Below are 14772 nucleotides of genomic sequence, written 5' to 3' on the forward strand. Positions count from 1 at the left end.
CGATTTATGTACCACCCAGTGAAACAACCGAGTAATGAAGCGGCGCACGTACCTCAAAACCGGCGGCGCGGCGGCCATCGCTGGCCTCGCCGGCTGTCTGAACGTCACTGACTCGAACGACGGAACGACCACCGACGGCACAACCGAGGGAACGACCGGCGGGACGACCACCGGCACGACCAGCGAGCCCGACGAACCCCTCACGGTGGCGACCTACGACTCCTTCTTCGGGGACGACGGCACCGCCGGGAACTGGCTGAAGCAGGCGTGGGAGGCCGAACACGACACGAAAATCGAGTTCACCGCGCCCTCGAACGGCGTCAACGAGTTCATCAGCCGGAAGAAGCAGGGCGCGGGCATCGACGCCGACCTCTTCGTCGGCCTGAACACGGGCGAACTCGTCCGCGTTGACGAACAACTCCCGAACGCGCGGCTGTTCGACACGCCGGACGGCCTCGCGAACGCGAACCGCATCAAGGACGGCCTCCAGATCGACCCCGAGCGCCGCGCGCTCCCCTACGACACGGGCTACATCAGCCTCGTCTACGACAGCACGGAAATCGAGGAACCGCAGACGTTCGACGACCTCACCACTCCCGCCTACGAGGGCGCGCTGCTCGCGGAGAACGCGCAAACGAGCGACCCCGGGCGGGCGTTCCTCCTCTGGACGATTCACGAGATGGGGCCGGAGAACTACCTCGACTACTGGCAGGACCTCGCGGACAACGACGTGCGCATCCTCGACGACTGGCAGCCGGCCTACAACGCATTCATGAACCGGGAGCGACCGATGGTCGTCTCCTACTCCACCGACCAAGTGTACTACCACGGCGAGGACGAACTCCCCCGCCACCAGATCGGGTTCCTGAACGACCAAGGGTACGCGAACCCCGAGGCGATGGCGCGCTTTGCGGACACGAACCAGCCGGAGACGGCGGCGGCGTTCATGGACTTCGTGCTCACGGACGAGGCGCAGGCGAACATCGCGGTGAACAACGTCCAGTTCCCGGCGACGACGACGGCTGACCTCCCCGACGAGTACGACCAGTACGCGCACGAGCCGCCGGAGCCGGTGACGTTTACGTACGAGGAACTCGCAGGAAACCTCGACGGATGGATAAACGAGTGGGCGCGCCAGATAGCGAGCAGCTAGCGCCGACACCGGCGCGAGCGCTGCTCGCCGCGGCCGGGCTGGCGACCCTGCTCGTCCTGCTCGTCGTCTTCTACTATCCGGTCTGGACGGTGTTCGAGAACGCCGTGCTCCGCGACGGCTACGGCGTCTTCGACGCGCTCGCCGACCCGCTGGCCGCGGTGACGCCCGACGTGCTGCTAGGCGTTCTCTCGGACCCGTTCTTCCTCGGCGCGGCGCACACGCTGTTCGAAGCGCCGCTGCGCGTGCCCGGCGACGCCGCCGCGTGGACCGTCGAGTTCCTCGCGACCGCACGCCCCGCAGTCGTCTCCCGCCCGCCGTTCGTCGTCCTCGTGCACGACGCCGGCAACGTCGACTTCGGACTGTTCGGCTTCACCGCGTACCAGGCCGTGCTCTCAACGGTGTTGAGCGTGCTGGTCGGCCTGCCGGGCGCGTGGGTCCTCGCGCGCTTCGAGTTCCCGGGCCGGCGCACTCTGAAGTCGCTCACCATCCTGCCGTTCGTCCTGCCGTCCATCATGGTGGTCGCGGGGTTCGTGGCGACGTTCGGGACGTTCGGCACCGTGAACAACGTCCTCGCCGCGCTCGGCCTGGAGCGAGTGGAGATGCTGTACACGCTCGAACTCGTCCTCGTCGCACACGCGTTCTACAACGCGCCGCTGGTGACGCGGATGGTCGGGACGGCGTGGGAGAACGTGAACGCGAACGCCGTCGAGACCGCGCGCAGCCTCGGCGCGGGCCGACTGCGGTCGTTCACGGACGTGGTGCTCCCGCAGCTACTGCCCGCGCTCGCCGCGAGCGCTCTCCTCACGTTCATCTTCACGTTCATGACGTTCCCCATCGTCCTCGGGCTCGGCGGCCTGCGGCTCGCGACCGTCGAGGTCTGGCTGTACGCAAGCGTGAACCAGCTCGACTACGAGACCGCGGCCGCGCTCGGCACGCTCGAAACCGCCTTTTCCCTGTTCTTCATGTACGTCTACCTCCGGTACGAGGCGCGTCGCGCGAGCAGCGGCACGGGCAAACCGCTCCCGCGCGAGCGCCTGTTCTCGGCGGACACGCTACACGACTGGCTCAGGCGGGCGGGCGTCGCGGCGTACGGCGTCGTCGTGCTCGTCGTGTTCGTCCTGCCGCTCGTGAGCATGGTCCTCGCGAGCGTCGGCGGCGTCTCGGACCCGACGCTCGAGTGGTGGCGGTTGCTCGTCGAGCGACAGGGGAGTCGGACGGAGCCGTCCGTGGCGGTTCGGAACTCCCTCTTGTTCGGCCTCGGCGCGCTCGCGGTCGCGCTCCCGATGGGCGTCGTCGTCGCGGCGTTCAGCACGCGCGGCGGCCGCTTCCGCAAACTCGGTGACACAGTCCTGATGGCGCCCATCGCGGTGTCCGGCGTCGTCGTCGGGTTCGGACTGCTCCAGGGACTCGTGTTCGGCGTGGACATCGGGCCGTACCGAGTGAGCGTCGTCGGCCCCGCAGTGGTCGTGCTCGCGCACGCGGTCGCCGGCTACCCGTTCGTCGTGCGGAACGTCGCGCCGATGCTCGGAAACATCGATTCTCGCCTCGTCGAGGCGGCGCGCAGCCTCGGCGCGGACCGCGCCCGCGCGCTCTGGGACGTCGAACTCCCGCTCGTCTGGCCCGGTGTCGTCGCGGGCGCGGCGTTCGCGTTCGCCATCAGCATCGGCGAGTTCGACTCCACCATCATCCTCGCGGGCGAAAACACGTACACGATGCCGGTCGCGCTGAAGCGCTTCCTCGTCGACAGGACGGCCGGCCCGAGCATCGGCCCCGCAGCCGCGATGGGGACCGTTCTGCTCGTCGTGACGGCGCTGAGTTTCGTCGTCATCGACTACGTCGGCGGGCGCTATCGGCCGTGACTCCACGCGAAACGGGAAGGTCGAGCGAGAACGGGATGCGGAGCGCGAGCCATGGGGAGGGTGCGTGGGACGGGACTGTGTGGCATATCCCACCACCCGACCCACAGAACAACCCCTGTTTCGAGTGGAACTGGTGTGGTTAGGGCGCGACGCCGACCGTGAGCAGCGTGCCGAGCCTGCGGTAGCGTTCGACCATCTCCTCGCGCGTGTCGAACGACTCCGTGGGGAACTCGCTGGCGTCCGGAATCTGGATGTCTCGGTCCGGGACGTTGTCCTGCTCCGCCACGAACAGTCCCGCATCGCGGAATCCGCGCCGGTAGTCGTCGCGACTCCATCGCGTCATGTCGACGCTGATGGAGTCCTGCCAGGCGTGCGAGTACGTGTTCTCCTCGTAGTAGTTCACCGCGCAGTAGAACGTCCCGCCCGGCCGCAGCACCCGCCGCACTTCCTCCAGCGTCTCCTGGGGGTCCGCCGAGTAGTAGAACGCCTCCATCGAGAACACGTGGTCGACGCTGTCCGTCTCGAACGGCAGACTCCCGAAGTCGCCGACGACGTAGCCGACGCGGTCGTCGTCCGTGTACGAGCGCGCGTTCCGCGCCATCTCCGGCGCACCGTCCAAGCCGTACGCCCGGCCCACGTCGCGCTGGCGGAGCGCCCTGACGGCGTACCCGCTCCCCGTCCCGAGGTCGAGGACGGTGTCGCCCGCCTCGACCGGCATCCGCGCCAGCACGTGCTTCGCGGTGTGCCAGTGTCGGTCCTCCATGCCCTTGTCGCGGCCCGACGCCGCCCACTCGTCAAACTCCTCGCGGACGCTCATACCAAGGGAAGGGCGAGGTGATAAGTAGCCGTTGTGGTGTCGGAGAGCGCTCACGCTGTTCGCGCTCTCCGAATAAGCGAGCGGGGAACGAAGTGACCCGCGAGCAGAACACGCGAGCAACGCGAGAGGTCGCCGAAAGCGCCTTGAGTGTGGTGAGTCTGTGGCTGGTATGGTCGGGCGAGGGAAACGGTACGCGGTCGCGGACACCGCCCAGCAGGTCGTGGGCGGGTTCCTGCTGGCGGGGCCGTTCGTGGTGACCGAGGAGGTGTGGGTGCTCGCTGGCGGAATGGGGTGGTATCACGTGCTCGTGACGGTGCTCATCGTGTCGGGTATCGGGTACGGGGCGTTGTACAAGGCGGACGCCGACCGGGACCCGGACCAGGAGGCGGAGGTCGGGGGTGTTCCGGTGCGGTTCGTGAGCCTCCTGCTCGTGGCGTTCGGGTCGGTGCTCGTGCTCGCGTTCGCGTTCGGCGCGCCGTCGACGTTCGCGAGCGCGGCGGACGTGCCCGCGGAGGCGATGCCGCTCGCGGTACTCACGCTGAAGGCGATGTGCGTGGGCGCGATTTTCTCCGTCGTCGGTGCCGCAACCGCGGACTCCGTCCTTTAAACTGCCCTGATTTGTCCGTCGAAGTTGCTGGAACCCCGACACCGGCGTACGCCCCGATATCGGCTGCCACAACGTTCAAAAGGGTAAAATCGGCGAGAAGGTCTTTCCGTGTGAGTGGCGTTCGACTGACAAATGAGTCAGAGAAATGGGCGGGCGGCCGTGCTCGTCCTCGCCGCGATGCTCGTTGCCGCCCCCGTCGCGACGGGTATCGCCGCGCAGAACGCGACCGCAGCGACCGGTGACACCGACCCGGTCGTGAAGTTCGCGTACGTCGACGACAGCACGGGGAACGTCACGCTCGCGACCGAATCGGGCGACACAATCGACATGGGCGTGACAGCGGACGTCGTCGGCGCGGCGAAGGACCTCGACGGCGACTACTACGCTGAAGTCCCATATGTGACGAGCAACGGCGCGCTCTACGTCATCGACCGAACCGGCGAAAAGAAACAACTCGCGTCGAACGCGAAAACGAACCCCACTGGTTCGTCGGGTGCGGTGGCGAAATTCGCGGTTGGTGACCTCAATGGGGACGGGACGCGCGCCGTCTTCTTCGCGAACGACGACAACACTCTGCAGAAAGTGACGTACAACGGGACGCCCCAGACTGTTGGAACCGGGTATGACGCGCACTCCGTCGCTGGCGTCGCGGATGTCACCGGCGACGGCGCCGCTGAACTCGTGTTCGTCCAAGGCGAGCAGTTCCATTACTACAACAGCTCGGGCGTCGTCCAGAAGAGTTTCGGACCGAACCAGCCCGGTGAAATCGCCGCGCCGCGCGACTTCAACAATGACGGCGTCGCCCGCCTCCTGTACGTGGACGGCAACAAAAACCTCCAGCTTGCGTACATGAACGGGACGGAGACGACCCTCACGAGTGATGCAAAGAAGGTTCCAGTTGCGGCAGTGAACTGGACTGGTGACGAGACGCTCGAAGCCCTCTATTTCAGCAGTAACTCCGCGAACACCATCAAGTACGTCACGCTTGATGGGTCGACCGGTACGGTTCGAACTGACGTGAAGGAGAAACCGGGTATTGCGTGGGTTCAAGACACCGACGAACCCCTCGAATTCTCGAACTTCTCAGTGTCGAACGACTCGAACAGTCTCCAGATATCCTTTGACGCGACGGAAGACCTACAGTCCGTCTCCGTGAACGTCTCGGGGCCGGACGGCACCGACCTGTCGCTCTCGGACTTCGACGAGGTGTCGTCGGGCGCTGACCACACGTACGTCGCGAACTACACGCCGACCGCGGACGGGACGTACGAGGGGACGCTCGAATCCGGCGAATCGGTAGACGGCGACACCGCGAACCCCGACCTGACCGACAGCGCGACGATCGACCGGGTGTTCGACGTGTCGGACCTGAACGCGAGCGCCGCGCCCGGCCAGGACCTGAACGTCTCGTTCGAGGCGACGGACGAACTCGACTCGCTGACGCTCGGAATCTCCGGTCCGGAGAACGCGACGCTCTCGCTCTCCGAGTTCTCGACGAGCGATTCGAGCGCGCCCTACGTCTACAACGGCACGTACGACGGGAGCAGCGACGGGACGTACACCGTGACGTTCGACTCCGCGTCCGCGCCCACCGGGACGGACGACGAAAACCTCACGGAGACCGTGACGGTCGAACAGAAACTGGAGACGTGGGACTTCACGCTCACGAACGAGTCCGGAAAGCTCCGCGTGGCGTTCAGCGCGGACGAACGCCTGAGCGCGGCCACCGTCGATATCGCGGGGCCGTCGAACCGCACGCTCGACATCGACGACTTCACCGAGAGCGACACCGCCGACGGCTACCGGTACGCGAAGACGTACGTGCCGGACGCGAACGGCGAGTACAACGGCACGCTCGTGTCCGCGACCTCGCTCGACGGCGACAAGGTGAGCCCGGGGTACGAGGACGGCGCCACCATCGACCGCGGGTTCACGGTCTGGAAGCTCACGCTCGACACGACCGCGGACGGCGACCTCCGGTTCGGGTTCAACTCCACCGCAGACTTGGACAGCGCGTCCCTCGACCTCTCGGGTGCGGAGAACGCCACGCTCGAACTGAGCGACCTCGCCGAAACCTCGTCCAGCGACCCCTTCCGGTACGAGGGCACGCGCACGGTGGCCACGGACGGGAACTACACGCTCGCACTCGACTCGGCGACAACGGGGATGAACACGTTCGACGGGACGCTCACCGCGAACGCGACCCGGAATCAGACCGGCGTCGTCGTGGCGAACGCGACGCTCGCGGACGCGACGAACGCGGACGGCCTCGTGAACGCCTCGGACTCGGTGACCGTCACCGCGAACGTCACGGGTGACGTGGGGAGCGTGACCGCCGACGCGTCCGCGTTCGGCGCGGGCACCGTCGCCCTCACCCACGAGAGCGGCGACACGTACGCCGCGACCGTCGCCGTCGACGCTGACGACACCGCTGGGAACGAGACCGTCACCGTCACCGCGCGCGATGGCCAGGGCTCCGTGGACGCAAACACCTCGAACGACCTCCTGCTCGACGCCGTCGACCCCACCGTCGCCGTCGGCGCGGACCGGACAGTCAACATCGGGGAGTCGGTGACGTTCGCGCCCGAGACCGCGAGCGACGACGCGTCCGGCGTCGCCGACTACACGTGGAACCTCGGCCCCACCGTCGTCGACAACCGAACGACGACGTACGCTTACGAGGACGCCGGTACCTACACGGTCAGGCTCTCCGTCACCGACGAAGCGGGCAACACCGAGACCGCTTCGCTCACCGTGGACGTCACCGCGGACACGCCAACGAACACCGACCCAGCCGATACGACAACCACCGACCCCGCGACGAGCACGACACCAACGACCACAACCACAGCAACGACGACGCAAACGACGACAGCCACCACGCAGTCCACGACTCGAACGGACACGACAACCACGACGACCACCGGCACTACAACGACCAGCGACACCACCATGACCGCCGGTACGGAGTCCACAACCACGTCGAGGACGACGAACACATCCACGCAGGATACGTCGGCCGCGAGCGTGCCCGGGTTCGGCGTCGCCGTCGCAGTGGTCGGTCTGCTCGCGGCCGTCCTGCTCGCACGCCGCGACTGACGACGCGACCGAGACGGGCGCGGTGAGCGGGGTACTTGCGTGAGTGCGATGGGCGCGGTCCTTGCGTTCCACTTTTTCAGCCCGAACGGCGGTGAGGGCTGAAAACCTGGAGGAAGAATACCGGCGAGAGATGGGTGTGGCGGGCGCGGTCCTTACGTTTCTGCGTCCCTAGGAACTGGTAATGAGTGATTCTGAGGGTGCGTTGCAGCCGGACCGGCCGGAGGCGGAGCAGCCGTTCCGCGTGGACGCGCCGTTCGAGCCCGCAGGCGACCAGCCCGAGGCCATCGAGCAGCTCGCGCGCGGGTTCGAGAACGGTGTGGACAAGCAGACGCTGCTCGGGGTGACGGGGTCGGGGAAGACGAACACGGTGTCGTGGACGGTCGAGGAGATACAGAAGCCGACGCTGGTCATCGCGCACAACAAGACGCTCGCGGCGCAGTTGTACGAGGAGTTCAAGAACCTCTTCCCGGATAATGCGGTAGAATACTTCGTCTCCTACTACGACTACTATCAGCCGGAGGCGTACGTCGAACAAACTGATACATATATCGACAAGGACGCGTCCGTAAACGAGGAGATCGACCGCTTGCGGCACTCCGCGACGCGGTCGCTGCTGACGCGCGACGACGTCATCGTGGTGGCGTCGGTGTCCGCCATCTACGGGCTCGGCGACCCGTCGAACTACGTGGACATGAGCCTCGAACTGTCGCGGGGCCAGGAGATAGACCGGGACGAACTGCTGGGGCGGCTCGTGGACCTGAACTACGAGCGAAACGACGTGGACTTCACGCAGGGCACGTTCAGAGTGCGCGGCGATACTGTGGAGATTTTCCCGATGTACGGCCGGTACGCCGTGCGCGTGGAATTCTGGGGGGACGAAATCGACACTCTCCGGAAGATAGACCCGCTTGAGGGCGAGGTGCAGTCGGAGGAGCCGGCGGTGCTCGTCCACCCGGCGGAGCACTACTCGATTCCCGAGAAGCGGTTGGAGAACGCCATCGAGCGCATCGAGACCGACATGGACGACCGCATCGCGCACTTCGAACGCCAGGGCGACCTCCTGGCGGCCCAACGCATCGAGGAGCGCACGACGTTCGACCTCGAAATGCTCCGGGAAGCCGGGTACTGTTCGGGCATCGAGAACTACACGCTCTACTTCTCGGACCGCGAGCAGGGCGACGCGCCCTACACCCTCCTCGATTACTTCCCGGACGACTTCCTCACCGTCATCGACGAGTCACACCGGACGGTCCCCCAGATCAAGGGCCAGCTCGCGGGCGACAAGTCCCGAAAGGAGAGCCTCGTGGAGAACGGCTTCCGGCTGCCGACGGCGTACGAGAACCGTCCCCTGAGTTTCGAGGAGTTCGAGGAGAAGACCGACCAGACGCTGTACGTGTCCGCGACGCCGAGCGACTACGAGCGCGACGTATCCGGGAACGTCGTGGAGCAGATCGTTCGCCCGACCCACCTCGTCGACCCGCAGGTCGAGGTGTCGCCCGCCGAAGGCCAAGTGGAGGACTTGCTGGAACGTATTCGGGCGCGAGCGGAGCGCGACGAGCGCGTGCTCGTCACGACGCTCACGAAGCGGATGGCCGAGGACCTCACCGAGTACCTTGAGGAAGCCGGGGTGGCGGTCGAGTACATGCACGACGAGACGGACACGCTGGAGCGCCACGAACTCGTTCGCGGCCTCCGCCTCGGCGAGTTCGACGTCTTGGTGGGTATCAACCTCCTCCGCGAGGGCCTCGACATCCCGGAGGTGTCGCTCGTGGGGATTCTGGACGCCGACCAGCAGGGGTTCCTGCGCTCGCGCACGAGCCTCATTCAGACGATGGGGCGCGCCGCGCGGAACGTGAACGGCGAAGTCGTCCTGTACGCGGACGAGACCACGGACGCGATGGAGGAAGCCATCGAGGAGACGCAGCGCCGCCGCCGCATCCAGCAGGAGTTCAACGAGGAGCACGGCGCGACCCCGAAGACGATAGAGAAGGCGGTGTCGGAGACGAACCTCCCCGGCGCGAAGACCGACACGAGCGACGTGACCGGCGACGGCCCCGACACTGAGGAGGAAGCGCGCGAACGCATCGAGGTCCTGGAGGAGCGGATGCGGGAGGCCGCGGACAACCTCGAATTCGAGCTCGCGGCGGACATCCGGGACCGCGTGCGCGACCTCCGCGAGGAGTGGGATTTCGAGGCGAAGGACGCGGGCGTCGAACCCGAAGCCGACTGGTAGTCCGGTGGATTGATAGGCCGAGTCGATAACACTCGGCTGTGTCAGCCCTCCAGACCACGTCGTTGACGAAACGGTTCGGTGAGTTCGTCGCCGTCGACGACCTCGACCTGGACGTCGAGTCGGGCGAAGTGTACGGCTTCCTCGGGCCGAACGGCGCGGGGAAATCCACGACCATCGACATGCTCCTCGGGTTCCTCGACCCGAGCGAGGGGAGTGCGACGGTGCTCGGCCACGACGCCACACGAGAGTCGCAGGCGGTCCGCCAGCGCACCGGCCTCCTCCCCGACGGCCTCGAACTCTACGAGAACCTCACCGGCCGCGAGCACGTCGCGTCCGCCATCGAGACGAAAGGAGCGAGCGACGACCCCGACGAACTCATCGAACGCGTCGGCCTCACGGAAGAAGCGGCGCGCCGCCGCACCGGCGGGTACTCGAAGGGGATGAAACAGCGCCTCGGCCTCGCTATCGCGCTCGTCGGCGACCCCGACCTGCTCGTGCTCGACGAACCCTCGTCGGGCCTCGACCCGGAGGGAATCAAGCGACTGCGCCGCATCGTCGAGGAGGAAGCCGACCGCGGCGCGACCGTGTTCTTCTCCAGTCACATCCTCGAACAGGTGGAGAAGGTCTGCGATAGGGTGGGAATCATGAGCGACGGCGAACTCGTCGCCGTCGACACCATCGACAACCTCCGCGCGGAACTCAGCGCGGAATCGGTCATCGAGGCGGACGTGGACGGCACGCCGAACCTCGCGGCCGTCGAAGCCGTCGAGGGCGTGACCGCCGTGAGCGAACGCGACGCCACCGTCGAACTCACAGTCGCCCGACCCGCGGCGAAGATGCCCGCGCTCCGCGCGCTCGACGACACCGCATCCGTCGTGGACGTGACCATCGACGACGCGTCCCTCGAAACCCTCTTCGAACGCTACACGAACGGGGACGGAACGCCAGCGAGCGACGGCGAGAGCGAGGGCGAAGCGGCGACCGGAAATAGTGAAACAGTCGCGAACGCCGGAGGTGAGTCGGCGTGAGCATTCGCACGGTCGCCCGGGACGACCTGAAGAACGCCGCGCGCTCGTACGTCGTGCTCGGCGTCATCGGCGTGTTCGCGGCGCTCGTCGCGCTCGTGTTCGTCGCCGAGCGCAACATCTACCCCGACCCCTATCGGACGCTGTTCGACGTGTCCTTCATGACGTTCCTCGTGTTCCCGCTGTTCGTCGCGCCGCTCGCCTACCTGGCGGTCGCGGGCGACCGGGAGTCCGGCGTCATCAAGTACGTGCTCGGCCTCCCGAACTCGCGAGCGGGCTACGTTCTCGGGAAGTTCGCGTCCCGCGTGAGCGTCACGCTCGCCGCGGTCGTCGTCGCGCTCGCGGTCGGGTTCGTCGTCGCGTTCGCGACGTTCGAGAACGCGCCGAGCATCGGGCGGTTCGCTACGTTCGCCGCCGTGTCCGCGCTCTACGGCGTGTCTCTCACCGGCCTGTTCGTCGGCGTGTCCGCTGCGACCAGTCGGCGCTCCCGGGCGATGCTCGGCGTGTTCGGCGCGTACTTCCTGCTCGTCCCGTTCTGGTTCGGGTTCCTCCCCATCGTCAACCTCGGCACCGTGCTCGACGCCGTCGCGACCACGTTCGGCACGACCATCACGGACTCCACGCGGTCGTTCGTCAACTCGCTCTCCCCCGCGACCGCCTACCTCTTCGCGACCGAACCCGTCTACAGCGGCGTGTTCGACCAGTACCCGCAGCTCGCAGGGACGTTCGGTGAGGACTCGGCGCAACTCCAGGACCAGCGGTGGTTCAACGCTCTCGTGATGCTCGCGTGGGGCGGCCTCGGCCTGCTCGCCGGCTACGTCTCCTTCCGCCGCTCCGAACTCGGATAACTCGTCAGGCTTCGCCCGTATATCAAGACTTTTCCACCGATACGGGTGTATACGCTGGCTATGTCGACTACAACCGACCCCCGAGAGGCCTCGGTGGCGCTCACCGCACGCGTTCGCCGCCCGTCACCGAGTCGCCGCGAGGTGTTCACATAGATGGCGTCGTACGACCGCGCGGTCAAGACGTTCCTCAAGTACCAGCACGTGTTCGTGTTCGCGGCGCCAGTCCTCTTCATCGCGGGCGTCGTCGGGTTCGCGCCGACGGGTGACGCCGGCGGAACCGGCTACTGGCTCGAATACTGGTGGCTGTTCCCGTTCTTCCTGCTCGGCGCGACCATCGTCAACACCGTCGGCATCAGCGGGTCCGCGCTGTTCGTGCCGTTCCTCATCTTCGTCTTCCCGCTGCTCGCGCACCCGTTGACGCCGGAGACGCTCGTGAAAGTCGGCCTCATCAGTGAGGCGTTCGGCCTGTCGAGTTCGTCCATCGCGTTCATCCGGTACGGCCTCGTCGACCGACGGCTGGCGCTCGCGCTCGTGCTCGGCGGCATCCCGTTCGTCGTCGGTGGCGCACTCCTCTCCTTCGTCATCCCGGAGTGGGTGTTCCACGGTCTGCTCGCGGTCGCGCTCATCACGGCGTCCTATCTCCTCTTCCGCATCAACCTCGGACACGGCGAACCGGCGGACGGCGAGGCCGCGACGGACGGCGGCCACCCCGGTGACGCCACGAACAAGACCCTTCCCGACGACAGCGACAAACTCGGCCCCGCGGGCGTCCGCACGGGCGACGACGGCCAAGTGACGCGCGTGGACCGCGACGGCCAAGAGTACCGGTACTCGCGGGCCGGCTACCTCGAACGGTTCGGCACGTACAGCATCGGCGGCGTGTTCCAAGGACTCGCCGGATTCGGCATCGGAGAACTCGGTATCATCTCGATGCTCCGCACGAAAGTCCCGGTCCGAGTCGCCATCGGCACGAACCACATCGTCGTCGCGACCACCGCCATCATCGCCTCGCTCGTCCACGTGTTCGGCGGCGGCCTCGTCGGCGGTCACTCCCTCAGTCTCGCGTCCACGCCGTGGAACATGGTCGTGTTCACGGTGCCGGCGACGGTGACGGGCGGCCAAGTCGCTCCCTACGTCTCCGCGGCGCTCGACACGGACACCATCAAGACGGGGGTCGGCGGTCTGTTCGCGATTATCGCCGTTGCGCTCTTCGTGATGGCGGCCGGGGGTGTCCTCTGATGTACGACGATATCCTCCTTCCGACCGACGCGAGCGCGGGCACCGCGGCCGCGGTGTCGCACGCGAGCGAACTCGCCACGACGTACGACGCGACAGTGCACGTGCTCTCCGTGATGGACACCCGGAACCGCTTCGAGAGTCCGAGTAGCGGCATCGCGTCCGACGCGTGGAACGACGCCGAACGCGAGCGCGCGGAGGACGCCGTGCGCGAGACGGCGGCCTCGCTTCCCGCGCGCCTCACCACCGAGGAGGTCGTGCGGAGCGGCGTCCCCCGCACCGTCATCCTGGAATACGCCGAGGAAGCCGGGGTGGACATGATAGTGATGGGGACGCACGGGCGCACCGGCCTGGACCACTACCTCATCGGGAGCGTGACGGAGAAAGTCGTTCGGCGGTCGCCGGTACCGGTCGTGAGCGTTCGGCCGAGCGACGACTAGTCCTCGTAGACGCTCGCCTGCTGTTCGACGTACCGACTCGGCCACTCGCGGACGTGCGTCCGAAGGCGCTCGTAGGCTCGCCAGAGCGCGTCGAGCGGCGTCGAGCGGTCGTCCGTTTCGTCCGATACGTCCGGCGGACGCGGGACATCCGCGCCCACGGCGTCGGAGGAACTGTCGTCGAAACTCATCACACCGACCTATTATTCATGATAGACAATAAATGCCGTGGGTGGCGTGAGCGCCACGTTCGTCGCACACGCCAGCGGGATTACTGGCGCTCGCCCTCGACGAAGTCGGCCTCGTAGTCGTCGATGCCGATGAGTTCGCGCGTCTCGTCGTCGAACCCGAGACTCTCCAGTCCGCCGCCGGGTTCGACGCCGCCGGAGAGGTGTTTGCCGTATCGCCCCACCAGACTCGTGAGTTCCTGCGGGAGGACGAACGTCGTGGACGGCGAGCGCCCGATGCGCTCGACCGCCTCCATGCCGCGTTCGACGATGGCGCGCTCGCCCATCGACTCCGCGGACTTCGCGCGGAGGACGGTGGCGACGGCGTCACCTTGTGCTTCGAGAATCTGGCTCTGCTTCGACCCCTGCGCGCGGATGATGCTCGCCTGCTTCTCTCCCTGCGCGGTCTCGATGGCGGACTGGCGTTCGCCCTGCGCTTCGAGAATCATCGCGCGGCGGCGGCGTTCGGCCGAGGACTGCTGTTCCATCGCGCTCACGACGCCCTGACTCGGCATCACCGTCTGCACTTCGACGGCCTCGATGCGGACGCCCCAGGCGTCGGTGGGTTCCGCGAGTTCCTTGTCGATGCGCTCGTTGATGGTGTCGCGGCGGGAGAGCGTGTCGTCGAGTTCCATGTCGCCGATGACGGCGCGGAGCGTCGTCTGCGCGAGCGACGCGGTGGCGTTCCGGTAGTTCTCGATTTCGAGGAACGCGCGCTCGGCGTCCATCACGCGGATGTAGACGATGGCGTCGGCGTGGACGGGCGAGTTGTCGCGCGTGATGGCCTCCTGTTTGGAGACGTCGAGGGTCTGCGTCCGCATGTCGAACGGGTACGTGTGGGAGACGAACGGCGGAACGAGGTGGATGCCGGGTTCGAGGATGCCGCGGTACTCGCCGAACACGGTGAGAACGGTCTTCTCGTAGGCCTGTACGACCACGACGGAGGCGGTGACGGTGACGGCGGCGAGCACGAGGAGGAGCGCGCCCGCGGCGTACAGCGGGGAGAGGATGGAAAAGAGGACGACGGCGGCGACGAGCACGGTCACGGCTCCGAGCGCGCCGAGCAGGCGACGCGGGATGTCGCCCGCCGTGAGCCGGCCGAGCTGGTAGAACACGTCGTCGCGTTCGCTCATTGGTAAAGGAGTCCGCGACGAGTGACATAAAGGCACGGCACGCCCGTTAAACTGTACTTTATCTTGTGCAAGTCTGTTGGAAAACCTTATGTCGGTCC

12 protein-coding genes are annotated in these 14772 nt (G+C 66.8%); 9 read left to right on the top strand and 3 right to left on the bottom strand.

Translation table 11 applies throughout. The features are described from left to right. The first annotated feature begins 34 nt into the window (after window positions 1-34). Both ACOZ4O_RS07750 and ACOZ4O_RS07755 read left to right on the top strand, forming a co-directional pair. Window positions 35-1153 (top strand): thiamine ABC transporter substrate-binding protein, encoded by a 1119-nt coding sequence (locus tag ACOZ4O_RS07750; protein ID WP_424524732.1) that lies wholly within the window; start codon window positions 35-37, stop codon window positions 1151-1153. Beyond that, complete coding sequence (locus tag ACOZ4O_RS07755) at window positions 1114-3012, top strand: ABC transporter permease (RefSeq protein WP_424524733.1); 1899 nt, start codon at window positions 1114-1116, stop codon at window positions 3010-3012. The genes ACOZ4O_RS07750 and ACOZ4O_RS07755 overlap by 40 nt, the downstream gene beginning before the upstream one ends. A 139-nt stretch (window positions 3013-3151) precedes the next feature. Here the strand turns inward: ACOZ4O_RS07755 and ACOZ4O_RS07760 are convergent, their stop codons facing one another. Beyond that, window positions 3152-3829 (bottom strand): class I SAM-dependent methyltransferase, encoded by a 678-nt coding sequence (locus ACOZ4O_RS07760; RefSeq protein WP_424524734.1) that lies wholly within the window; start codon window positions 3827-3829, stop codon window positions 3152-3154. A gap of 169 nt (window positions 3830-3998) precedes the next feature. On the opposite strand from ACOZ4O_RS07760, the gene ACOZ4O_RS07765 reads away from it, so the two are divergent. From ACOZ4O_RS07765 to ACOZ4O_RS07795, 7 genes are all read left to right on the top strand, one after another. Next, window positions 3999-4436 carry a DUF2391 domain-containing protein gene (locus tag ACOZ4O_RS07765; protein ID WP_424524735.1) on the top strand — a complete coding sequence of 146 codons (438 nt, stop codon included), beginning with the start codon at window positions 3999-4001 and terminating at the stop codon, window positions 4434-4436. A 132-nt stretch (window positions 4437-4568) separates the two neighbouring features. Continuing rightward, entirely contained in the window at window positions 4569-7535 is a 2967-nt protein-coding gene (locus ACOZ4O_RS07770; RefSeq protein ID WP_424524736.1) for a PKD domain-containing protein, read from the top strand. 181 nt (window positions 7536-7716) lie between these two features. Next, window positions 7717-9768, top strand: a complete 2052-nt coding sequence (gene uvrB / locus ACOZ4O_RS07775; protein ID WP_424524737.1) for an excinuclease ABC subunit UvrB — start codon at window positions 7717-7719, stop codon at window positions 9766-9768. 38 nt (window positions 9769-9806) lie between these two features. Next, window positions 9807-10796 carry an ABC transporter ATP-binding protein gene (locus tag ACOZ4O_RS07780; protein WP_424524738.1) on the top strand — a complete coding sequence of 330 codons (990 nt, stop codon included), beginning with the start codon at window positions 9807-9809 and terminating at the stop codon, window positions 10794-10796. Continuing rightward, a complete protein-coding gene (locus ACOZ4O_RS07785) occupies window positions 10793-11641 on the top strand; it encodes an ABC transporter permease (RefSeq protein ID WP_424524739.1) in 849 nt (282 codons plus the stop codon). Before ACOZ4O_RS07780 ends, ACOZ4O_RS07785 begins: the two co-directional genes overlap by 4 nt. Before the next feature lie 153 nt (window positions 11642-11794). Further along, window positions 11795-12880: a sulfite exporter TauE/SafE family protein gene (locus tag ACOZ4O_RS07790; RefSeq protein ID WP_424524740.1), complete on the top strand. Its 1086-nt coding sequence runs from the start codon at window positions 11795-11797 to the stop codon at window positions 12878-12880. After that, the gene (locus ACOZ4O_RS07795) at window positions 12880-13317 is read left to right on the top strand and encodes a universal stress protein (RefSeq protein ID WP_424524741.1); all 438 of its coding nucleotides are present in this window, start codon (window positions 12880-12882) and stop codon (window positions 13315-13317) included. The genes ACOZ4O_RS07790 and ACOZ4O_RS07795 overlap by 1 nt, the downstream gene beginning before the upstream one ends. Here ACOZ4O_RS07795 and ACOZ4O_RS07800 read toward each other — a convergent pair. After that, on the bottom strand, window positions 13314-13505 hold the full coding sequence (locus tag ACOZ4O_RS07800; protein WP_424524742.1) for a hypothetical protein: 192 nt from the start codon (window positions 13503-13505) through the stop codon (window positions 13314-13316). The genes ACOZ4O_RS07795 and ACOZ4O_RS07800 overlap by 4 nt on opposite strands. Before the next feature lie 80 nt (window positions 13506-13585). Continuing rightward, window positions 13586-14674: an SPFH domain-containing protein gene (locus ACOZ4O_RS07805; protein ID WP_424524743.1), complete on the bottom strand. Its 1089-nt coding sequence runs from the start codon at window positions 14672-14674 to the stop codon at window positions 13586-13588. Window positions 14675-14772 lie beyond the last annotated feature (98 nt).

The organism is Salarchaeum japonicum (assembly GCF_049705945.1).
In the GTDB taxonomy this organism is placed as follows: domain Archaea; phylum Halobacteriota; class Halobacteria; order Halobacteriales; family Halobacteriaceae; genus Salarchaeum; species Salarchaeum japonicum_A.